A 21,852-nucleotide genomic window follows, 5' to 3' on the forward strand; every position below is an offset into this window, starting at 1 on the left:
GGAATGACCCCGCCTTCTTGAGGAGAGAAACCCGCGGGCGTCAAATTTTGGGTGCGCCGGTCACCCATGCTCCCCACGGGGCTCCTCACTCGCGCAGCGGACGAGCCCCCGGATAGTTCATGCATTGACAGTTGGCCAGGGAATTGCAAAGCTTCCCGTCGGTTTGAATCCATACATCTCCGACCAAGATCGGCCCCGCGCCTCATGACGAATCCCACCATTCGTTTCGCCAACAAGAACGCCGCGTTGTTCGTCGATGACGTCAAGGCGCGTGTGGCGGCCTACTTCGAGCAGGAGGGCCGCTCCCGCAGCGCCAACGGTCAGATGAAGCTCAAGACGGTGATTCTGTTGGGGGGATCGGTGGGGGCGTACGCGGCCATCCTCAGTGGCGCGTTCGGCCCCTGGGGGATGTTGGCGCTCGCGGTGCTGCTGGGCGTGGGCATGGCGGGCATCGGCTTCTCCGTGGCGCACGATGCCCTGCACGGGGCGTATTCCGGCGATGCCCGCGTCAACCGGTGGCTCGGCTACACGTTCGATCTGGTGGGCGCCAATGGCTACATGTGGCGGATCACCCACAACGTGATCCACCACACGTATACGAACATCCCCGGCGTCGATGAGGATTTGACGGTCTCGCCCCTCTTGCGGCTGAGCCCGGGCGCGGAGCGGACGGCCCTGCACCGCTGGCAGCATGTCTATTGTTGGTTCGCCTATAGCCTGTCCACGCTCAACTGGGTCTTCGTCAAGGACTACCAGCAATTCCTGAAGCGAGACATCGGGCCGTACAAGGACAAGCGTCACAGCGCGCGCGAGTGGGCGGTGCTGGTGGTCGCCAAGCTGTTCGCCTATGTCTGGATGATCGTCCTGCCGCTCGTGCTGCTGCCCATCACCTGGTGGCAATTCGCGCTGGGCTTCCTCGCCATGCACCTCACGGCGGGCATCATCCTCGGGGTCATCTTCCAGCTCGCCCACGTGGTGGAGGGCATCGCCTACCCGGAGCCGGACGCGAGCGGCCAGATGGAGCACGCCTGGCTCGTGCACGAGCTGTACACCACGTCCAACTTCGCCCCCGGCAACACGCTGCTGTCTTGGTACATCGGGGGGTTGAACTACCAGATCGAGCACCACCTGTTCCCCCAGGTGTGCAGCGTCCACTACCCGGCGCTCTCGCGCCTCGTGCGCGCCGCGGCCGAGGCCCATGGCATCCCCTACCACTCCCAGCCCACGCTGCTCTCGGCGATGGGCTCGCACTTCACGATGCTCAAGCGGCTCGGGCGGGCGCCTGTCGCCGCGCCCGTCGTGCCCGTGATCGAGCGCGCGCTGTCCTGAGCCCCCGCGGGCGGCTCCCGTGCGCGCCCCTCGTGCGCGGGAGCCAAACTGGCTACCATCCGGCGCGCCGTCTTCCCGCCGTTGGTGTCGCCAGGATTCCATGCGTCCCGAGCCCCGACTCGCCGTCGTCTACGAACATCCCGAGTGGTTCAATCCGCTGTTCGCCGTCCTCGAGCGGCGCGGCATCCCCTACCTGCCGCTGCGCATCGACGAGCACCACTTCGACCTGAGTGAGCGCGAGCCCCCGGCGCCCGTCATCTTCAGCCGCGTGGCGATGAGCTCCTTCCTGCGCCAGGGCCAGCACGCCATCTTCTACGCCCAGTCGCTCTATGCCCACTGGGCGCAGGCGGGCGCGCGCATCATCAATGGCAATCCGGCCCTGGCGGTGGACACCTCCAAGGCGCGGCAGATGTCGCTCATCAACGCCCTGGGCTACGCCACGCCCGCCACGCGCGTGGTGCACCGCCGGGAGGACCTGCCGCGCGCCGCCCAGGGGCTGCGCTTTCCGCTCGTGGTGAAGGTCAACATCGGCGGCTCGGGCGCGGGCGTCGTCCGCTACGACAGCCTGGAGCAGCTCACCCAGGCCGTCGCCGAGGGCACCACCCCGGAGAGCATCGACAGCGTGCTGCTCGTGCAGGAGTTCATCCCCACGCGCGACCGGCGCGTCGTGCGTGCGGAGACCCTGGACGGCCGCTTCCTCTACGCCATCTCGCTGACGACGGACGGGGGCTCGTTCGATCTGTGCCCCGCGGATGCGTGCAGGGTCGGCAAACCCGCCATCACCATCACCCGGACCGACCTGGACGCGGACACCGTCCGGGCGGTGGAGGCCATCTCGCGCGCGGCCCACATGGAGCTGTGCGGCATCGAGTTCATGATCGACGAGCGCGACGGCTCCCGCCGCTTCTACGACATCAACGGCCTGTCCAACTTCGTGGCCAGACCCCTCGAGGTGCTCGGGTGGGATCCGCACGAGCAGCTGGTGGACTACCTGGAGAAGGTCCTCGCCACGGCGCGGCACGGGGAGGCGGCATGAGGTACGGCTTCTGGGCCCCCGTCTTCGGCGGCTGGCTGCGCAACGTGCGCGACGAGAACATGTCCGCCACGTGGGAGTACATGAGCCGGCTGTGCCGGCGCGCGGAGGAGATCGGCTACGACCTGACGCTCATCGCCGAGCTCAACCTCAACGACATCAAGGGCGTGCGCGAGCCGGCCCTGGACGCCTGGTCCACCGCCGCGGCGCTCGCGGCCGTGACGCGCACGCTCGAGCTCATGGTGGCGGTGCGGCCCAACTTCCACCACCCCGCGCTGTTCGCCAAGCAGGCGGCCAACATCGACCGCATCGCGGGGGGCCGGCTGTCGCTCAACGTGGTGTCCTCCTGGTGGGCGGACGAGGCCCGGCAGTACGGCCTGCCCTTCGACGAGCACGATGACCGCTATGGCCGCACCACCGAGTGGCTGCGCGTGGTGGACGGGCTGTGGTCCCAGACGCCTTTCAGCTTCGAGGGCCAGCGCTACCGGCTCCAGGACGCCATCTGCGAGCCCAAGCCCCTGGCCTCGCCCCGGCCCACGGTCTACGCGGGCGGGGAGTCCGAGACGGCCAAGCAGATGATCGCGCGGCAGTGTGACGCCTACGTGATGCACGGGGATGCGCCGGACGTCATCGCCGCCAAGGTCCAGGACATGCGCGCGCGCCGGGAGCGCGAGGGCCTGCCGCCCATGCGCTTCGGCATGGCCGCCTACGCCATCGTGCGCGACAGCCAGGCCGAGGCCGAGGCCGAGGTGGAGCGCATCACCACGCTGGACCCCGCGGCGCCGGGCTTCGCGAACTTCGAGCAGTGGCTGTCCGGCACCCAGCTGGAGCGCGAGCTGAAAATCAAGGAGTACTCGGTGTCCAACCGGGGGCTGCGGCCGGGCCTCGTCGGCACGCCCGCGCGCGTGCGCGAGCGCGTCGCCGAGTTCGAGGCCGCGGGCGTGGACCTGTTGCTGCTGCAGATGAGCCCCCAACTGGAGGAGATGGAGCGCTTCGCCGCGCACGTCATCTCCCCGAGGTCCTGATCATGCGTCGTGTTCACACCGGAGCCGTGGGCGTGGGGTGTCTGCTGGGTCTGCTCTGCGCGCCCCCGGCCGAGGCCGGGCTTCTGTCGGATGGGGTCCTGCGCGATGAGACCTACTTCAACCCCGGCGTCCTGTTGGGCTTCGCGAGGCGGGACGGGCAGACGGTCGGCGCGTTCGGGGCGGAGCTGAGCGTGCACCACTTCCTGCCCAATCGCCTGGGCGTGGGCGGCTTCGTCCAGGCGCAGTGGATGAGCCGCGGGTCCGGGCGCTTCTGTGGGGGCGTGCAGTTCACCGCGCCCGAGTTCCAGAGCATGGGGTTGGAGCTGGGGGGAACCTACGATACCCGCGACGCGCGCTTCGCCGGGACCACGAGCCTCCACCTGGCGCCGTTCCTCACCGTGGGAGCGGTGGGGTTGGGCCTGCGCTTCGGCATTCCCCTCCACGCCGCGGCCTCGCCCCTGCCAGGCCGCGGCTTCGAGTGGGGCCTGAACATGACGCTCAAGATTCCCCGCCCCATCGGGCAAAAATAGGAGGCGCGCGGCTCGCGCGCCCGTTCAGTCGGCCCGGGGCGCCTCGGCCACGTGCCCGACGAGCGTCTCCACGTGCGTGGCGCGCAGGCGCAGGAGCGGGCCCGGCATCAGCCCGCCGAGCAGCACCAGGGCCAGCAGGGAGAACACCGCCCAGCGCTCGCGCGGCATCATGTCCTCCACCGTCTCCACCACGGGCGCGTGCCCGTGGGCGGGCGTGCCCAGGAACGTGCGCTGGAAGGAGCGCAGCAGGGTGACGCCGTTGATGGCGGTGGTGAGCAGCAGCGGGAGCGCCACCAGCGGGTGGGCGTCCAGGATGCCGTGCAGGAGCAGATCCTCGCCCACGAAGCTCAGCGTCCCGGGGAAGCCCAGGGTCGCGAAGCCCATGAGGAAGAAGAAGGCCGCCAGCCGCGGCGCGCGGCGCACGAGCCCGCCCAGCCGGTTCATGTCCGTGGTGCCCGTGCGCGACTCGATGGCCCGCACCACGAGGATGAGCCCCGTGAGCGCGATGCCCGCCGCCACGCTCTGCACCAGCGCGCCCGCGATGCCCTGGGTGTTGCCGAGCGCCAGGCCCGTGAGCAGCAGGCCCGACTGGCTCACCATGAGGAAGCCCACCACGCGGCGCAGGTCCGTCTGCGACAGCGCCAGCACCGAGCCATAGAGCGCGCAGCACAGCCCCAGGGCGCCCATGGCCGGGCCCACGCGCGCCCACTGCTCGGGAAACAGCGGGATGACCACCCGCACGAGCAGGTACAACCCCGCGTGGGCGTTGATCAGCAGCACGCTCGCGCCGAAGGGGCCGCGCGACACGAGCACCGGCAGCCACGAGTGGAAGGGCACCACCGCCATGCGCACGCAGACCGCCAGCATCAGCAGGGTGAAGAGCGGCAGGCGCCAGGCCTCCGGCAGCCCGCGCGCCGTGAGCGCCTGGAGGCCGAAGGGCCCGGCGGTGCCCGCGTCCCGGCCCGCCACGCCCACCAGGATCGTGGCCAGCAGCAGGGGCAGCGTGCCCGCCACCATGTAGGCGCGGAAGGTGCGCAGCGTGCGCGCCTCGGCGCGCGCCCGGGCGCTGCGCCAGATGAGCCGACCCACCGGCATCAGGATGGCCACGAAGAAGAGCACCATGAGCGCCAGATCCTCGGCGCAGAAGAAGCCCAGCGTCATGCTCTCGGTGAGCAGCAGCGCGCCGAGCGTGTCCCGGTCCAGGGCCTGGCGCGGGCCGGCCGCCACGAGCCCCAGGGTGAGCAGGGCGATGAGCGGCAGGGCGAGCACGCTCATGCCATCCACGCCCAGGCGGTACTCCAGGCCGAGGCCGGGCACCCGGAACCAGGACTCCTCGAGCTGGGGGCCCACCGTCGTGAGGTGGAAGAGGCCCAGCACCCCGGCCGTCAGGGCCAGGGTGAGCGCCGCCACGCCCACGGTCATCTGGCGCATGCGCTCGGGCCGCCGCGCCTGGCGCAAGAGGAGCGCGCCCAGGGCCGGGACCACCACCACCAGGGAGAGAAGGGGAAAGGACCGCATCACACCGCTCCTGTCGAGGGACCGCCCGGGGTGCTCTCGGGCGTCGTCACTAAGTCGGACCGCTCGGGGGACTTCGTCCGCGCGTCGGCCGGGGACGTCCAGCCGCTCAGCGCGCTCATCCACCGCTGCTCCATCCCATCCAGCCACTGGCCCGCCCGGAACAGCGGCGCGAGTGCCCAGCGCTCGTGCATCACCTCCAGCGAGAAGCGCTCGAGGGCCAAGCGGTAGAGCCGCCGCAGCAGCCCCTCGGGGAGCACCCGGTGGGCCACGGCGACCGCGGGCGGCGGCGCCAGGCGCAGCGCCGCGCGCTGGCCCAGCACCTCGCGCAGGGCCGAGGGCGCCCGGAGCAACTGCAGGCAGCGCAGGCACGCGTGCGCCACCAGGTGCGCGAGCGCCAGCCGGTACAGCCCCAGGCCCACCTCGGCGAACATGAGGCCCACCTGGGTGAGCACGCCATAGGCCAGCGCGCTCTTCACGTCCGTCTGCACGCGCCACACCAGCGTGGCGTGCACCGCGGTGAGCAGTCCCACCCCCACGAGCAGCCCGCTCACCAGGGGCGCGCGCTCCAGCAGGGGCGCCACGCGCAGGAGCAGGTAGACGCCCGCGTGCACCGACAGCGCGCCGTAGAAGAGGGCGCTGGAGGGCGTGGGGCCCTCCATGGCGCGCGGCAGCCAGCTGCTGAAGGGCAGCTGCGCCGACTTGCCCATGGCCGCGAGCATCAGGCACAGCGCCATCACCGTGGCGGGCACCACGCCCAGCGCCGCGGCCGGCCCCGGCCAGGGCCAGGAGCCCAGGGCCTCGGACCACTCGGCCGTGCCCGCGAAGTGGTGCAAGAGCACCGCGCCCACCAGGAGGCCCGTGTCGCACAGCCGGTAGATGGTGAAGGCGCGCAGGCCCGAGCGCACCGGCGTCGAGCGCTCGTGGAAGAAGCCGATGAGCAGGGCGGACGTGAGGCCCACCAGCTCCCAGCCCACGAAGAGCAGGTCGATGCTGCCGCTCTCCACCAGCACCAGCATGCCCGTGGCGAAGACGCACAAGAGCAGGAAGAAGCGCGCGAAGCCCGGCTCGCGGTGCAGGTAGTTCACCGAGAAGCGGCCGATGAGCAGGGTGATGGCGCTGGAGAGCACCATCATCGTCACCGAGAGCAGGTCCGCCCGGAGCGTCAGGTCGAAGGCGTAGTGGCCCGTGCTGAACCACTGGCCCACGTCCAGCTCCACCACGTCCTGGTGCATCCACAGCATGCTCGCCGCCGTCAGCACCGAGCAGCCCAGCGACAGCCACAGCGCGCCCAGCACCCAGCGCACCACGGCGCGCTCGCCCGGGGCGCGGTGCATGAGCATCACCCCACCCAGGCCCACGAAGGCCAGCAGCGGCCAGAGCGGCGCCAGGGCCGCGACCCAACCCATCTGCATGTTACTGACGTGCATGAACGGTCTCTCCGGAGGAGGCGGGGCGCTGGGGACTGTCGATCAGCGCCGGCGGCAGGAAGTCGCGCTGCCCGCGGTACCACTCGGGCGAGGAGGCCACCACGGGCAGCGGGCCCGCGGGGGGGATGACGGGCTCGAAGCCCCGGGGCGTGAAGCGCTGCTGCGCCCCCGTCGTGGGATCCACGCTCACCAGCTGCACCCACTGGTTGCCGATGAGCTCGCGCAGCAGCGGCTGGCGCTCGTAGATGCCGCCGAGCACCTGGGTGGAGGCCTCCACGATGATGAGCAGGCGGATGGGCTCGTGGATCTCGATCATCTGCCGGGGCAGGCCCGTGCGCAGGTCGCTCTCCACGCCGTCCATCACCCCGAGCATGCCGGTGAGGTTGTGGGGCAGCTTGGTGCCGCAGCCGTAGCGGTCATTGTCGATGCAGGAGAAGTAGTACTCCAGGTTGATGCCCGCGCCCACGGGGCCCGCGGCGGCGAGGATCCGCTCGGCGATGGCGCCCGAGGCGTCGATCGTGGGGTCGTACGAGATGAGGAAGGCGCGCCGATCCAGGAACAGGCCCCGGCTGAGCGCGCGCCGGCCCACGATGCAGGTGGCGTTGGTGACGTGGCCCAGCTCCGGCCGCGCCTGGCTCAGGTCCGCCGAGCGCTCCTCCACGTGCCGCAGCGCCGCGGCCGGGGTCAGGCCCAGGGGCGCCGACTCGAAGCGCCGGCAGCGCTCGTGCGCGGACAGGGTGCGCGCGGCGTCCAGCGCCTCGCGCAGCGCGGCGTACTCCTCGCGCAGGCCCGCGGGGAGGGCGTCGGTCTCGTAGAGGTCGATCTCGTCCGTGGTGGTGTTGTGCTCGCCGCCCAGGAACCACGTGGTGTCGGGGATGGGGATGCCCCGCTCGCGCAGCACCGCGCGCACCTCGGGGCGGTTGGCCATCTCCGCGAACAGCCGCGCGTTGGGGCCGCCATGCCGGCCGCCGCAGGCGCCGCAGTCATAGGCGGACTGGTGGGGGTTGTTCATGCTGATGGCGCCGTGGCCCAGCACCACCACCAGCGGCGCGAAGTCCTTCACCAGGCCCATGTTCTCCAACGAGTTGGCCACGCGCGCGGCCTTCTCGGCCACGGTGAAGCCCAGGGGCTTGCCCAGGGGACTCACGGCGCCGACGGGCGCGTTCGCCTGGAGCGCCTCGGCCTGCGCGCGCAGGCTCACCAACTGGGTGCGGGGCGTGGGCAGGAGTCGGCGGGAGATCGCCTTGCGCCACTGGCCCGCCGTGCGGGGCGCGAGCACTTGCAAGGGCAGGAGCAGCACGGACACGAGGCCGAGCAACGGCGTGAGCAACCAGCTCAGCTCCAGCGCGTGGGAGCCCCCCTGCAGCCAGTGCTCGACCCGGGCCCCCAGGGCGCGCAGGCGCGCGCGGGCCTCGGCCAGATGGCCGTGCTCCGGGTGGGGCCGCTCCTCCACCACGTGTCCCGGCGTCACCACCACCGGGCACAGGGCGGCATGCCCCGGATCATCCAGCCCCAGGTAGTCCATGGCCACGCCGAAGAAGCCCGCGATGCCGAAGGTGTCGTGCCGGGGATCGAGCTCCTCGAAGTGCCGGCGGATGGCCTCCTCGCGATCGTCCATGCAGAAGATGACCTGGAAGCGCGGCGCCGCCACCGTGCGCGCCGACTCCGGACGGAGCCGGTTCTGCGCGAGCCCCTGGAGCACGTCCATGCGGTAGTGGTGCTCGTAGGCCTCCTGCCACACGCGGCGGCGTGCCTGCCCGTCGAACGCCTCCAGCCAGGCGAGCAGCGCCTCGCGCCGGGCCACCGGGAAGACCGCCACGTCCTGGGCGGAGAGCCCCGCGAGCTGCAGCAACTGGAACAGGCGCCAGCTGCCCTCGTCCGCCGGGCGCTCCAGGGCGCGGGGGCGGTGGGTGGCCGCGTGGTCCGCGTGCGCGAGCAGCCCCCCGAGCGGGCCCCGGTAGTCGAGCCGCCGCCGGGCGACGCTGGCCAGGGCATGGCGCTCCAGGGTGAGCCGCACGGCGAGGAAGTCCATGAGCCGCGCGGGCGGCGCGCCGGCGGGGCGGTCCGCGGGGTTGTGCTCCAGGCGGTACACCATGCCCGCCCACCCGGGCAGCGCGAGCAGCACCCGCGTGAGATAGGGCTCCCAGTGCGTCTCGGGCACCCCGAGCTCCTCGAGCGCGGCGAGCACCACGTCCCGCGAGGACAGGTGCTCCGCGGCCGACCGGGCCAGCTCCGTGTCGAGCCCGTCGAGCCAGTCGGGCAGCAGGCCGCCGCCGAGCGTCAGCGCCCGCCACGCGGCGTACAGGCCCTGGTCACGCTCGGGCAGGTTCCAGTGGGAGACGCCCTCGTCGAGGAACGCCGAGCAGATGCGGATGAGCGGGGGGTTGACCCACTCGTTGATGTCCTCCCCCGTCGCGGCGCGCAAGGCCTCGCGGTGGCTGCGCACCGCCGCCACGGGGGCGGGACGGGCGCGGGTGGCCGTGAGCGCCGGCGTGCGGCACGCGGCCCACAGGGCGCTCACCGCGAAGCGCTCGGGGGCGCGCTCCAGCCGCTCCGTCAGCGAGCGCAGGCCGCCGTCCCCTCCGAACGCGGCGGCCAGGGCCGCGCGCGCGAGGGACACCTCGGCGCCCAGCCACCCCTCCAGGGTGAGGCGCGTGGGCGCCTGCTCCAGCCGGGACTGGACCTGGGCCACGTAGGCCTCGGCCAGCGCGTCCGGGATGCCCAGCGCGCGCAGCGCGGCGGCGCGCGGCTGGGCCCGACGGGGCTCCGCGGCGGCCGCGCGCACGGTGTGCAGCAGGTCGGGTTCCACCAGCGCGGCGGCCAGGTCCGTCACCGTCCAGTCCCGACCCACCCGGGTGAGCCAGGCCCGTACGCCCTCGGTGGAGCGGCGCAGCAGGCGCTGGCGCGCCGCGTCCGACACGTCCGGCCGCAGGCTCTGGGAGGCGGCGAGCTCGCTCATGCGCCAGCGCAGCGAGGCGGCCGTCTCCTCCGGAACCGGGTGCAGGAGCGCCAGGCGCTCCAACTCCAGGCGCGAGAGCGTGGGGGGCGTGAAGTCCTCGGCGGCGTTCGCGACCGCGTCCCGCTCGGCCAGGGCCGCCGCGAGGTCCGTGTCGGTGATGCGCCCGCGCCGGTACAGCTCGCGGTAGCGCGACTCGGGCAGGTACGTCTCGGTCTCGAACGTGCCGCTCGCCGCCGCCAGCGCCTCGTGGAAGGGCAGGTGCTGGAAGGCGTGCAGCGTGTTGTGGTGCACGAACACGCCGATGGGGCCCTGGGCGGGCAGCAGGTGGCCCACATGCGCCAGCACGTCATCCAGCCGCTGGCCGCGGTCCGTGGAGGAGGAGGGGGGGGAGGAGGTCATGGGGGATGTCCGAAAAGGAGGGATGTACCCAAAAACGGTCACGGCTCAGGACGTCAGCCCGACCGAGCCCTTGGGCGACTTCTTGCGCGCGGAGAGGGGATGCGCGGACAGGCCCTTGTGTTGCTCGAGCCCGCGCACGTGCAGCTGACGGCCCTGGCGGGAGAACTCGCCCTCCAGCTCGTGCAGCCGCTCCATCACCGTGTGGTCCACGAGCCGGGTGTCCGTCAGGTCCACCTCGACGTGCTGGGCGTCGGCGTGGCGCGCCAGCTGCTTCTTGATCTTGAGGAAGTTGGTGAACACGGCGGCGTGGCGCACGCGCAGCACCACGTGGCCCCCCTGCTTGCTCTCCTCGATGTTCGGCTGGAACAGGCCCGTGAGCGTGGCGCCGTTGAAGAGGTGCACGAGCGCCTTGAGCACGATGCCCGCGGCCACGCCCATCAAGAGGTCCGTGGCGAGCGTCACGCCCACCGTGAAGCTGAAGATGGCGAACTGCTCGGCGCCGATGCGGAACGTCTTGACGAACTCCTTGGGCGAGGCGAGCCGCACGCCCGCGAAGATGAGCATGGCGGCCAGGGCGGCGAGCGGGATGCGGTGGATGAGCATCGGCACGAACGCCACGAACAGCAGCAGGAAGGTGCCGTGGAAGAAGTTGGAGAGGCGGCTCTTGGCCCCGTAGTTGATGTTGGCCGAGCTGCGCACCACCTCGGAGATCATCGGCAGGCCACCGAGCAGGCCCGCGATGAGGTTGCCCACGCCCGTGGCGAACAGGTCCTTGTCCAGGTCCGAGCGGCGCTTGAGCGGATCCATCATGTCCATGGCCTTGGCCGTCAGCAGCGACTCGATGCTGCCCACCAGGGCGAACATGACGATGTACTTGAGGGAGGCGGCGGTGAAGACGGCCGAGAAGTCCGGGAAGGTGATGGCCGACAGGAGGTTGCTCGGCAGGTTCACCAGGAACTTGGGGCCCACCGAGAACTGCTCGTGGGAGAAGGTGAAGGTGTGCTCGTGATCCAGGTCGAAGTAGAGCCCCATGGGCACGGCGAACAGCAGGGCGAGCAGGGGGCCGGGCACGCGCTTGAGCACGGTCACCCGCTGCGCGAGCGCCTGGTGGCCAAAGAGCAGCACGAGGCTCATCACGCCGATGAAGGCGATCTCCGGGTTGAGCTTCATCAGGCTGTGGGGGATTTCCGCGATGAGGTGCAGCGGCTCCTTGGCCGCGGGCACCACGCCCAGCAGCACGTGGATCTGCTTGGAGCAGATGATGATGCCGATGGCGGCGAGCATGCCGTGCACCACCGAGGACGGGAAGAAATCACCGAGCGTGCCGGTGCGCAGCAGCGCGAAGACGATCTGCACGACGGCGCCCACCACGATGGTGGCCAGGGCGCGGCGGTAGCCCGTCTGCGCATCCCCGTTGCCCAACTCCGTCACCGCGCCGAGCGCGATGACGATGAGCCCCGCGGCCGGCCCCTTGATGGTCAAGCGGGCGCTGCCCAGCCAGGAGGAGACGACGCCGCCCACCACCGCGGTGAGGATGCCGGCCACGGGCGGAAACCCGCTCGCCATGGCGATGCCCAGGCACAGCGGCAGGGCGATCAGGAAGACGAGGAAACCGGAGACGATGTCGCTCTTCCACGTCGACGGACCGGGGGCGGTGTCCGGCGTGGAGGGCAGGGGGTGAGACTGCATGGGGTTCCATCCTTCTGTGAGGCCCGCGATGACGCCGACGCGGCGCGCGCTGACGAAGGACAGGGATGGCACGAGTCAGGTTCTGGTTCCGCGGCGCACTCATTTCCCCGGCGTGTCCCGGACGCGCTGTCGTTGCGCGTCCAATCAAGGGGAACGGAGGCGCTGCTCGCCCGGTCGCCCGTTCCCGTTGGAGGAGAAGAAATAAAGCGACAGTGGATTGACGTCTTTCGGGAACCCACGTGTAGATCATTCCATCCCATGGACAGCGTCGTGATGGCCAACAGCAGGATGGGGCGGAGATGAGCGAGCCCCGGGACGCGGAGCAGGAGCGCCGACGTCAGGCGCGTGCTCATTTCGAGGAGCGGGTGCAGCCGCTGCTGCCGCGACTGCATCGGCTGTGTCTGACGTTGTGCCGGGACAAACAGGAGGCGGAGGACCTGTTGCAGGACGCGCTGGTGCGCGCCTTCCTCCATCAGGACAGCTTCGCGCAGCGAGGGTCTTTCTTTGGGTGGCTGTGTGGCATCGTTCGCAATCAGTTCATCGAGACGCGACGCTCGGTGGCCCGCCGCCGGTCGTTGTTCGACTCCGTCCTGGAAGGGGCCTCGTCCGTCCTGGGCTCGCTGTTCACCGGGGGCACGGACGTGAAGGATCCCGAGGCCCAGGTGTGCGTGTCCCAGGAGGCGGAGTTGATGATGCGCTGCCTGCATGCGCTGCCCGAGAAGTTCCGCCTGGTGGTGCTGTTGTGTGACGTCGAGGAGCTTGGGTACGAGGAGGTGTCGGCCTCGCTCGGGATTCCCGTGGGCACGGTGAAGAGCCGCCACTTCCGGGGGCGCGCCCAGCTCGGCGCGGCCTTCAAGCAGTTCCAGTCCCAGCCAGCGCCAGCCGTGAGCGCGGGAGGCCGTTCATGAGCACGAACAAGGATGCGGGTCTTCCCCCCCTGTCACCGGAGGCGTCCGCCGCCCTGGCCGCCTTGCGCAACGAGCGTCCCAGTGCCCACCTGGAGTACCGGCTGCACAAGGCGCTGCAGGAGGCGGAGCTCCCGGGCGCGCCGCCGGAGCGGCGTCCCGACCCGTCCCCCCGGGAGCGGGTGCGCGGCGTGGCGCGGCACCCGGCCCACCGGGGCCTGCTGAGCGTGGCGCTCGTCAGCATGCTGGTGCTGCTGGTGGTGCACGTGGACGGGTGGGAGGAGGACCTGGCGGTCCAGAGCGAGACCATGCCCCTGCGCCACGTGTCCTTGCGGCTGCCGGGCGAGGGCGCGGGCTGGCTGGAGCTGCCCTGGACCCACGGCGTCCATTCCGGGGAGCCGGCCACGGTGCGCCTGGACGCGCCCGCGGAGCTCGACTTCCACCGGCACGCGGAGAGCCTGCCGTCGCTGCAACTGCTGAGCTGTGACGCGGGGCGGTGCATCCACCAGTTCACCGCCGTCACGGGCGACACCGCCACGCCCCTGCGGGTGCGCATCGACAAGCCCGGGCGCTACGAGTTCAGCCTCTCGCACGCGTCGGACTCGCGCCAGGTGCAGGAGCGCTTCGTCGTGCACGTGGACCACTGAGCCGGGCGTCAGGGCCCGGAGCGCGCGCGCAGGAAGTCGTCCACTTCCTGGAAGACGTGCTCGTTGCCGGGGTCGTTGTGGGGCTCGTGGTAGCCGCCCGGCACCAGGTGCATCCGCTTGTCCGGCCGGGGCACGTCCGCGAAGAAGCGGCGCGCGCCGGCCGCGGTGTTGATGCGGTCCTCCTCCCCGTGCACGAGCAGGAGCGGCAGGCGCAAGTCGGCCGCGTGGGCCTTCACCCAGACGTTGGCCTCCAGGGACTCCACGGCCCAGCGCGCCGAGCACTCGCGGTGCACGAGCGGATCGGCCAGGTAGTCGGCGACGTGGGCGGGCTCGCGGCTGAGCGCCGCGGCTTCCAGGGGCACCTGGAGCGAGAACCGGGGCCAGAGGCGCGAGAGGATGCGCGCCAGGGTGACCAAGAGCGGGGTGGCCACGCCCACCGACTCGAAGGGGGCCGCGCTGATGACGGTGCCGCGCAGGCCCTCGGGGTGGTGCAGCACGTAGTCGAGCACGATGAGCCCGCCCATGCTGTGGCCGTAGGTGAAGAGGGGCCGCCCGGGCTCGCGCGCGGCCACGGCCGAGACGAAGGCCCTCACGTCCTCGCGGTACTCCGTCCACGCCATCAGGTGGCCGCGTTGGCCCGGCGAGCGGCCGTGGCCCCTCAGGTCGAGCGCGTACACCGCGTGGCCTCGTGACACGAGGGCCTGCACCAGGCGGCGGAAGCGTCCGCTGTGCTCGCCAATGCCGTGGATGAGGACCACGACGGCCTGGGGGCCCGACTCCGGCCACCAGTGCTGGAAGTACAGCCGCGCGCCGTCCGGGGCCTCCCACGTCTCTTCCGCATGCTCCATCCGCATCCGGGTCATCCTAGGCGAGGTCGTACGGCGTCTGGCGTCACGCGGACGGCGGGTCCACCCCGCCCGTGCTCAGGGTCCGGGTTTGATGCCGCGCACCACCATGCCGCTCATCGAGCCATAGAAGCTGCCCTCGCGCTGGGCGTCCTTGAGGAAGCGCACCCAGGCGTCCGCCTGGGCCTGGCTCACCACGCCTTGGGCGATGGCCTTGTCCAGCACGGCGTGGAAGCCGAACGTCTCCAGCATGCCCAGCACCCAGGTGCCCACCACCGGCACGGCCGACACCTGTTTGACGCCCAGGGACATGAAGAGCGCGGGGAGCTGCCGGGCGATCCACGGGTTGCGCAGCTGGTCCGCCCAGAAGTGCACGAGCGCGCGCACCACGCCCCGGTCCGGTCCATCCAGCACCCAGCTGTCCAGCTCGGGCTCGAAGAGGACCACGGGGCCGCCGGGGCGGGTGAGCCGCAGGAGCTCCGAGAGCGCCTGGCGGGGATCCTCCAGGTAGATGAAGACGCGCGAGGCCCGGCAGGCATCGAAGCCGTGGGTGGGCAGGCCCAGGGCGTGGACGTCTCCCTGCTGGAAGTCCACGGGCAGCCCGAGGCCGCGCGTGCGGTGGGCCGCCTCGTGCACCATGGCCTCGCTCAGGTCCACGCCCGTCACGTGGCCGGTGGGCCCCACCAGCGCGGCGAGCTCGCGCGCCACGTCGCCCACGCCACAGCCCGCGTCGAGCACCCGTGCCCCGGGCTTGAGCTCCAACATGCGGTGGGCCAGGGCCTGCATCTGCTGCACCTGCTGGCTGGCGTTCAACGTGTCCAGGAAGCGGAAGGCATGGGAGGATGTCGCGGAGCCATCGAGGTTGTGGAAGTCTTGGACGACGTTGGACGTGTCTCCCATGGGCGTGTCTCCTTGGCTTGGGGGTGCTCCGGAAGGCCTCGTCTCCCCCCCGACGTCCCGGCGCGCCGCTCATGTTACAGGCAGGGCGGGGTCCCCGTCCGTGCGCGCCCCGGGGCGGATCGGATTTTCTCTCATCGGCTGTGGTAGTGGGGCGCCATGGCTCCTCCCCCTCGTCATGGCCGCTCGCTGGCGCTCAAGGCCCGCCAGCGCACGCCGGGCCATCACTACAACGCCAGCTTCCTGCCCACCGCGGAGCGCGCCGCCATCCTCGCGTGGCTGGGGACCCTCCATCCGCTCTGGGAACAACGGTATTCCCAGCATTTCCCTCCGCCCCCGGGCCAATCCCAGCGGCGTCTCCTGCGGCCCGTGTACTGGCTCGGAAACTGGCAATTCGCGTGTCTCGACTACTACCGGCCGCCCAAGGGGGTGAAGGACCGGTGTGTGAAGGCCGAGCCGTTTCCCGCGGTGCTCCAGCGGCAGGTGGACAAGGTGGAGGCGCTCGCGCGGCGCATGTTCCGGGGGCCGGACATGCCTCCGGGCTGGCACCTCAACACGTGCCTGGTGAACTTCTACGGGAGTCGACTGGAAGACGATCACTGGGTGGACACGGCGCGGGTGGGCGAGCACAAGGACTTCGAGCCGGGGCCGGTGGCCTCGCTGTCGCTCGGCGAGCGCGCGCTCCTGCAGTTCGTCACCTCCAGCCGGCCCGGGGAGCGGGACGAGGTGGTGCTCGAGCAGTGGCTGGACGACGGGGCGCTGCAGCTCTTTGGCGGCGCGCGCTGGAAGGAGCAGACGTTCCACCGGGTGCAGCGCGTGGACACGCGCGCGGGGCTGCTCCTGCCGCCGGAGATGCCGGACTTCAGGACCCGGCGCATCAACCTCACCTTCCGCTACGTGCCCGACGCGCACGTGACGCCCTTCGCGCAGCTGTCCCTCGAGGCCCGCGAGGACGTGCGCGGCTACATGGAGACGCTCGCGGGCCACAGCGCCTTCTTCCGCGCGGAGCTCGCGCGCGAGCGGCGCGACTGAGCGCGGCTCACGCCAGCGCTCACCACAGGCCGTGCATGCGCAAGAGCGTGCCCAGGGGCGTGCCGCCCCGCGCGTAGTCGGCGAAGAGCCGCGCGGTCACGTCCGTGGGGGGGTTGCTCCAGGCCTTGCGCTCGTGGCCCTCGTGCACCACGCGGCCGCAGTGGATGAGCGCCCCGTGCAGCTCCTCGGCGGCGCCGAAGGACACGTAGTCGAAGAGCAGCGGGTTCTGATCGGTGAGGAAGCACTGGCGCCCGCCCAGCTCGCGCATGCAGGCCTCCACCCAGCGCGGGTGCAGGCCGTGGGCGAACTCGTCGGCGATGACGAAGTCCTCGTTCACGTCCAGGTAGTAGAGCAGGGACAGGAGCCGCTTCTGGCCGTGGCCCAGGTGCTCGCCCGACAGCAGCGAGCCGTCGCGCCGGGTGAACGCGAAGCCGAACCGGCCGAACTCCAGCCGACCGCCGCCCTCGTAGCGCTGCCGGTCCAGCAGCTCCACCCGGAAGCGGCCCGCCGCCAGGCCCGCCAGCGCCACGAAGCGCGCGAGGAAGCCGTTGTCCACCTCGTCGTGGCGCACGTCGATGTGGCCCGTGGTGGTGGCCTGGTCCGCGCGCTCGCGCAAGAGGCCCGGCAGCCACGTGGGCAGGGACATGAGGCCCAGGGGGAACACCTCCCCGCCCCGCGTCTCCATGGCGTAGTGCGTCTGGCCAATGCGCTCGAAGCAGCCCAGGGCCTCGTCGAAGCGCGCGGGCGCCAGGAGGAAGGTGTCGCGCAGGAGCGCCTTGAGCCGCTCCTTCTGCTCGGGCGCGAGCCGCTGGGACGCCAGGAAGAGCACCACCCAGAGCGTGCGATCCAGGAGCGACCAGTACATGGTCTGGGGCGCCAGGGGCTGGCCGTCCAGCTCCCAGCGCATGCCCTCGGTGTTGGCGCGCATCACCCACCGGGCGGCGGGCGCGTGCAACTGGAGGGTGAGCTCCATGAAGGGCTCGAGCGGCACGTCGGGCGCGGGCTCGGCGCTGCGCACGAGCGCCTGGGCTCCGGATGGGGCGGGCGCCACCGGGGCGGGCTCGTTGCGCACGCGCGCGTGCAGATCCATGCCCGGAAAGGCGAGGGTGTACTCCAGGGAGAACGCCTCGTGGATGAGGCCGGAGAAGTCCGAGGCGAGCACGCGCGCCAGCAGCTCCAGCAGGGTCGTGCGGCCCGTGCCGTTCTCGCCGAGCACCAGGTTGAGCGTGGGGCTGAAGACGAGCGTGGAGCCCGGCGCGACGTCGCGGTAGCGGTGGATGCGCAGGTGCGTGAGCTTCATGTCCCTCGTCTTGCCACGTCCTCGTCCCCGGCGGCCACAATCCGCACGCCCCGGGGCAGCCGCCGCAGCAGATTCAACACACGCAGCGACGAGGCGCGGCTGCCCTGGATGACCCAGGGGTCGATCTTGTCCCCGCCCCGGGTGAACTGGGGCGAGAGCACGAACACCCGCACGCGCGCGCCCGCCATCATCCGGTGGAAGCGCGGGTCGCGCAGCAGCCCGCCGCACACGCGCAGCTGGGGGGCGGGCTGGAAGCAGTCGAGGTCCAGGGAGAGCCAGTCCGCGTCGGCCGCCTCGGGCCGGGCCAGCACCTGGCGCCAGTGCACCTGGGTGGTGTCCACGAACCAGGGCACGAGCGTGGAGAAGCCCACGTCCCGGCCCGTCATGCGGGCGGTGGGCGCGGCCTTGCCCGTGGTGAAGAGGACGTCCTCCTCGGTGAGCACCGGCGCGCCGTCCCCGGGCCGCTTGAGCCCCTCGAGCAGCTTCCACCAGGTGGCGGCCTGCTGGGGCACCCGCGCCTCCAGGAAGCTGTCCTTGCACCAGTCCGAGTGGCGATCCGCGTGGAAGAGCCGCCGGGGCAGGCCACCCGTCGTGCGGTAGTGGTAGAGCACCACGTCGAGCATGTGGTGGTCGCGCAGCACGTAGTCCGTCGGGCCGTCCGGCGCGCGCATCACCCGCACGGTGCCCCGCAGCACGGCCTCGAGCGCCGCGGCGTCGAGCCGGTCCGTCCACGGCGCCTCCTCGAACAGGACCTGGGTGCCGGCGTAGGGGCGCTCGCCCGGGGCCGTCTCGTCCTCGGGGCCGCCCCAGCGCCGCACCCGCTGCTCGAAGCGCTCGGCGTCGTCCGCCTCGAGCACCTCGGGAGCGAGCACGCGGATGTCCCGAGGCTCGCCGGGCGGGGGCACGGCCGGCGAGGGCACGGGCCTGAGCCGGAAGGCATAGGCCGCGTCGGTGGGCTTCTTCCAATCGGAATAACGGATGAGCACGGGGTCTCCGGTAGATGGCCGGAAACACCGGCGGCGTCACGGAAATTGCGGGAGGTCCCCGGCCAGGTCCTCCAGGATGGCCTGGTGCAGGCGCGCGCGTTGGGCCGAGAGGAAGAAGTGGTTGCCCGGCAGGAAGCGCGCGCGGAAGTCCGCCGTGGTCTGCTGGCGCCACACCTCCACCTCGCGCGGGCCGACCTCGGGGTCCTCCGTCCCACCGAAGGCCGACACGGGCACGGGCAGGGGCGGCTCGGGCACGAACTGGTAGCTCTCCGACACGCCCACGTCCGCCCGGAGCGCGGGCAGCACCGTGTCCCGCAGGTCCCCGTGGGCCAGCACCTCCAGGGGAATGCCGAAGCGGGTGGAGATCTGCTCCAGGAAGGGCTCGTCGGGCAGGTGGTTGATGCGCGCGTGCAGCTGGGTGCGGGACTGGAGCGCCGGCGTGGCCGACAGGAAGAGGCGCACGGGCAGGGGGGCGCGCTCGCGGCGCAGCCAGCGCGTCAGCTCGAAGGCGAGGTTGCCGCCGAAGCTGTGGCCGAAGAAGGCGAAGGGCCGCTCGGTGAGGAAGGGCTGGACCCGGCGCGCCAGCGTGTCCAGCAGCACGGGGAAGTGCGTGAGGGCCGGCTCGGCCCGGCGGGTGGCGCGGCCCGGCAACTCGATGGGGCACACCTCGATGGAGGGCGGCAGTTGGGTGGTCCACAGCCGGAAGATGGACGCATCGCCTCCCGCGAAATGGAAGCAGAACAGGCGCAGGCGCGCCTGGGGTCGCGGCTCGGGGCAGGTGACCCAGCGGCGGTAGACGGGGGGCACGGACATGGCGGTGGGGCCCATGCTGCGAAGGAGGCGGGGGGGCCGTCAATCCCCACCCCCTCCCGGTGCGTCCGGGACTCCTCTTCAGCCCCTCTTCAGGGCGCGCAGCCGCAGCCGCACTCGTCGAAGAAGTGCCGCTGGTCCTGCGGGCAGAGGTAGAGCAGGGCGGTGCAGACGAGGGGGTTGCGCTCGACGTAGCTGCGCCGCGACTCCAGGGCGTTGCAGTCGACGGGCACGGGCTCGCGCAGGGGCTGGAGCACGCAGACCCCCGCGCAGTCGGCCCCGCCTCCCGGCTCGCACACGTCGCTGGGATCATCCTCGCAGGCGAGCCCTTCCGGGCACGAGACGGCCAGGAGGCCCCCGCACGCCAGTCCGGCCCCGGGTTGCACCTCGATGAGCTCGGGGCGCCCCTGGACCTGGAGCCGGGCCGTGGGGAGCGCCTCCGGGCCCCCGCCACACGCCGCCAGGGCGAGGAGGAGGCCGGACAGACAGCGGACGGGAGCGGCGGGGGAGCGCGGAGCCATGTGGGAATCCTTCGTGGGGGAGGCGGGGGACCGTGGGGTCCGCGCCGGAGGATTCACACGCGGGGCGCGAATGGCTCGGCCGCGCATTCCCGGGACCGCCCCGACGCGGGCCGAGGTGTCCAGTGGCGGAGGCCGCGCGGCGCGAATGCCGGGTGACCCACGTGCGACCTGCCCTCCGGGGCGATTCCGGACGCCGGGGTGGGGAGAGATGGGATGGGGCTGCCTGTTCGAGGGCGCACGGTGTACCTTGGAGGGAAGGCCTTCCGCCCCCACGCCCGCATGATGCCGCCCCCGCCCAAGCGCCCCGGTGACGCCCCGCCGCCGCCGTCCTCGTCCCAGGACGAGGAACCCCCTCCCTCGCCCCGGGAATGGGCCGCGCTGCGTCAGAGCCACGAGCGCCTGCTGGCGTTGTTGGGTTATTCCCACCCACTGCTCTGGTCGAGCGCGGGACGGGACCCGGCGTGGCGGCACCTGAGCCATTGGACGGACTTCACGGGCCAGTCGCCGGACGACACGTTGCCCCAGGACTGGATGGACGCCGTCCATCCCGAGGACCACGCCCACCTGCGGCGCGTGCTGGAGAAGGCCCACGCCGAGCGGGTGCCCTTCGAGTGCCAGTACCGCCTGCGCCGCGAGGACGGGCGCTACTTCTGGATGCTCGGCCGGGGGGTGCCCCTGCTCGACGCGGACGGCTCCATCCGGGAATGGGTGGCGTCCAGCACGGACATCCACGCCTGGCGCCAGGCCGAGGAGCGCGCGCGCTTCCTCATGCGCGCGGGCGAGGTGCTCTCCAGCAGCCTGGACTACGACGTCACGCTCGCCGCGCTCGCCCGGCTGGCGGTGCCCATGCACGGGGACTGGTGCATCGTGGACGTGCTGGACGCGGAGGGCCGCTTCTCGCGGGCCCAGGTGGTGGCCGAGCCGTCCGTGCCGGAGGCGCTCGTCGCCGAGGTGCGGGCCCTGTCGCCCGTGCCGAGCCCCCAGCCCGTCTACCCCCCCGCGGTGGCGCTCGTGGAGGGGCGCGCCTCGCTGGTGCCCGTCGTGTCCGAGGCGGTGATGCTGCAGGTGGCGAGCAGCCCCGAGCACCTCTCCGCCCTGCGCCGGGTGGGCATCCGCTCGCTCATCACCGTGCCCATGATCACCCATGGCCGCATCCTCGGCGCGCTCACCTTCCTGGTGACCCGGCCGGGGCGCGGCTATGACGAGGAGGACTTGCGCTTCGCCCAGGAGTTGGCCTCGCGCGCGGCGCTGTCGGTGGAGAACGCGCGGCTGTACCGCGAGGCCCAGGAGGCCATCCGCCTGCGCGACGAGTTCCTCTCCATCGCCAGCCACGAGTTGCGCACGCCCCTGACGCCCCTGAGCCTCAAGCTCCAGGCCCTGGGGCGCGCCGCGGAGGCCCAGCCGGAGGCGCCCCTGGCCGCGCAGGTGCGCTCCCACGTGGACGTGGGCCTGCGCCAGGTGCGCCACCTCACCGAGCTGATGCGCGACCTGCTGGACGTGTCGAGCATCGTCGGGGGCACCTTCCACCTGCGGCGCGAGCGCGTGGACCTGGTGGCGGTGGTGCGCGAGGTGGCCGGGCGGCTCGGGTCCGAGGCCGTGCGCACCCAGACCCCCCTGCTCATCGACGCCGAGGGGGCGGCGGTGGGCCATTGGGATCGCTCCCGGCTGGAGCAGGTGGTGACCAACCTGGTGGACAACGCCCTGAAGTACGGCGCGGGGGCGCCCGTGTACGTGGGCCTCCAGGTGGAAGCGGGCCTCGTGCGCCTCACCGTGCGGGACCAGGGCATCGGCATCGCGCCGGAGCTGCTGGGTCGCATCTTCGACCGCTACGTGCGCGCCGTCTCCGAGCGCCACTACGGCGGCCTGGGCCTGGGGCTGTACATCACCCGGACCATCGTGGAGGCGGAAGGGGGCTGGGTGCGCGTGGACAGCACGCCGGGCCAGGGGGCGACCTTCACGGTGGAGCTGCCGCTTCCCTGAGGAGCGGCCGTCCAGGCGGG

Annotated in this window: 18 protein-coding genes; 8 read left to right on the forward strand and 10 right to left on the reverse strand. The window is 72.0% G+C overall.

What is annotated here, in order from left to right:
• Positions 1-204 precede the first annotated feature (204 nt).
• From I3V78_RS13250 to I3V78_RS13265, 4 genes are all read left to right on the forward strand, one after another.
• The gene (locus I3V78_RS13250) at positions 205-1,329 is read left to right on the forward strand and encodes a fatty acid desaturase family protein (protein ID WP_204487719.1); all 1,125 of its coding nucleotides are present in this window, start codon (positions 205-207) and stop codon (positions 1,327-1,329) included.
• A 100-nt stretch (positions 1,330-1,429) separates the two neighbouring features.
• Complete coding sequence (locus I3V78_RS13255) at positions 1,430-2,365, forward strand: ATP-grasp domain-containing protein (protein WP_204487720.1); 936 nt, start codon at positions 1,430-1,432, stop codon at positions 2,363-2,365.
• A complete protein-coding gene (locus tag I3V78_RS13260) occupies positions 2,362-3,387 on the forward strand; it encodes an LLM class flavin-dependent oxidoreductase (RefSeq protein ID WP_204487721.1) in 1,026 nt (341 codons plus the stop codon). Before I3V78_RS13255 ends, I3V78_RS13260 begins: the two co-directional genes overlap by 4 nt.
• Before the next feature lie 2 nt (positions 3,388-3,389).
• Positions 3,390-3,917 carry a hypothetical protein gene (locus tag I3V78_RS13265; protein ID WP_204487723.1) on the forward strand — a complete coding sequence of 176 codons (528 nt, stop codon included), beginning with the start codon at positions 3,390-3,392 and terminating at the stop codon, positions 3,915-3,917.
• A 24-nt stretch (positions 3,918-3,941) separates the two neighbouring features.
• Here I3V78_RS13265 and I3V78_RS13270 read toward each other — a convergent pair whose 3' ends face one another.
• The 4 genes from I3V78_RS13270 to I3V78_RS13285 are packed head-to-tail and all read right to left on the reverse strand — an operon-like array spanning position 3,942 to position 11,909.
• Entirely contained in the window at positions 3,942-5,435 is a 1,494-nt protein-coding gene (locus I3V78_RS13270; protein ID WP_204487725.1) for a complex I subunit 4 family protein, read from the reverse strand.
• Entirely contained in the window at positions 5,435-6,862 is a 1,428-nt protein-coding gene (locus I3V78_RS13275; RefSeq protein ID WP_204487728.1) for an NADH-quinone oxidoreductase subunit 5 family protein, read from the reverse strand. The genes I3V78_RS13270 and I3V78_RS13275 overlap by 1 nt, the downstream gene beginning before the upstream one ends.
• Positions 6,849-10,220 (reverse strand): YbcC family protein, encoded by a 3,372-nt coding sequence (locus tag I3V78_RS13280; protein ID WP_204487730.1) that lies wholly within the window; start codon positions 10,218-10,220, stop codon positions 6,849-6,851. Before I3V78_RS13280 ends, I3V78_RS13275 begins: the two co-directional genes overlap by 14 nt.
• 45 nt (positions 10,221-10,265) lie before the next feature.
• Complete coding sequence (locus I3V78_RS13285) at positions 10,266-11,909, reverse strand: SulP family inorganic anion transporter (protein ID WP_204487732.1); 1,644 nt, start codon at positions 11,907-11,909, stop codon at positions 10,266-10,268.
• Between the two features lie 299 nt (positions 11,910-12,208).
• Between I3V78_RS13285 and I3V78_RS13290 the strand changes: the two genes are divergently transcribed.
• Both I3V78_RS13290 and I3V78_RS13295 read left to right on the forward strand, forming a co-directional pair.
• Positions 12,209-12,817, forward strand: coding sequence for an RNA polymerase sigma factor (locus tag I3V78_RS13290; protein ID WP_204487735.1), 609 nt, complete (start codon positions 12,209-12,211; stop codon positions 12,815-12,817).
• A complete protein-coding gene (locus I3V78_RS13295) occupies positions 12,814-13,461 on the forward strand; it encodes a hypothetical protein (RefSeq protein ID WP_204487737.1) in 648 nt (215 codons plus the stop codon). Before I3V78_RS13290 ends, I3V78_RS13295 begins: the two co-directional genes overlap by 4 nt.
• An 8-nt stretch (positions 13,462-13,469) precedes the next feature.
• Here the strand turns inward: I3V78_RS13295 and I3V78_RS13300 are convergent, their stop codons facing one another.
• Both I3V78_RS13300 and I3V78_RS13305 read right to left on the reverse strand, forming a co-directional pair.
• Positions 13,470-14,315, reverse strand: a complete 846-nt coding sequence (locus tag I3V78_RS13300) for an alpha/beta hydrolase (RefSeq protein WP_204487739.1) — start codon at positions 14,313-14,315, stop codon at positions 13,470-13,472.
• 69 nt (positions 14,316-14,384) lie between these two features.
• The gene (locus tag I3V78_RS13305) at positions 14,385-15,206 is read right to left on the reverse strand and encodes a methyltransferase domain-containing protein (RefSeq protein WP_204487741.1); all 822 of its coding nucleotides are present in this window, start codon (positions 15,204-15,206) and stop codon (positions 14,385-14,387) included.
• A 156-nt stretch (positions 15,207-15,362) separates the two neighbouring features.
• On the opposite strand from I3V78_RS13305, the gene I3V78_RS13310 reads away from it, so the two are divergent.
• Entirely contained in the window at positions 15,363-16,235 is an 873-nt protein-coding gene (locus I3V78_RS13310; RefSeq protein ID WP_204487744.1) for an alpha-ketoglutarate-dependent dioxygenase AlkB, read from the forward strand.
• 19 nt (positions 16,236-16,254) lie between these two features.
• Here I3V78_RS13310 and I3V78_RS13315 read toward each other — a convergent pair whose 3' ends face one another.
• The 4 genes from I3V78_RS13315 to I3V78_RS13330 form a co-directional block, all read right to left on the reverse strand.
• Positions 16,255-17,535: an ATP-binding protein gene (locus I3V78_RS13315; protein ID WP_204487746.1), complete on the reverse strand. Its 1,281-nt coding sequence runs from the start codon at positions 17,533-17,535 to the stop codon at positions 16,255-16,257.
• Positions 17,532-18,521, reverse strand: a complete 990-nt coding sequence (locus I3V78_RS13320; RefSeq protein ID WP_239576408.1) for a hypothetical protein — start codon at positions 18,519-18,521, stop codon at positions 17,532-17,534. The genes I3V78_RS13315 and I3V78_RS13320 overlap by 4 nt, the downstream gene beginning before the upstream one ends.
• Positions 18,522-18,557: 36 nt before the next feature.
• A complete protein-coding gene (locus I3V78_RS13325) occupies positions 18,558-19,334 on the reverse strand; it encodes a thioesterase II family protein (protein ID WP_204487748.1) in 777 nt (258 codons plus the stop codon).
• 89 nt (positions 19,335-19,423) lie between these two features.
• Entirely contained in the window at positions 19,424-19,852 is a 429-nt protein-coding gene (locus tag I3V78_RS13330) for a hypothetical protein (protein ID WP_204487750.1), read from the reverse strand.
• A 213-nt stretch (positions 19,853-20,065) separates the two neighbouring features.
• On the opposite strand from I3V78_RS13330, the gene I3V78_RS13335 reads away from it, so the two are divergent.
• Positions 20,066-21,832, forward strand: a complete 1,767-nt coding sequence (locus tag I3V78_RS13335) for an ATP-binding protein (protein ID WP_239576409.1) — start codon at positions 20,066-20,068, stop codon at positions 21,830-21,832.
• The last annotated feature ends 20 nt before the right edge of the window (positions 21,833-21,852 follow it).

It is taken from the genome of Archangium primigenium (genome assembly GCF_016904885.1).
GTDB classification, from domain to species: Bacteria; Myxococcota; Myxococcia; order Myxococcales; family Myxococcaceae; genus Cystobacter; species Cystobacter primigenius.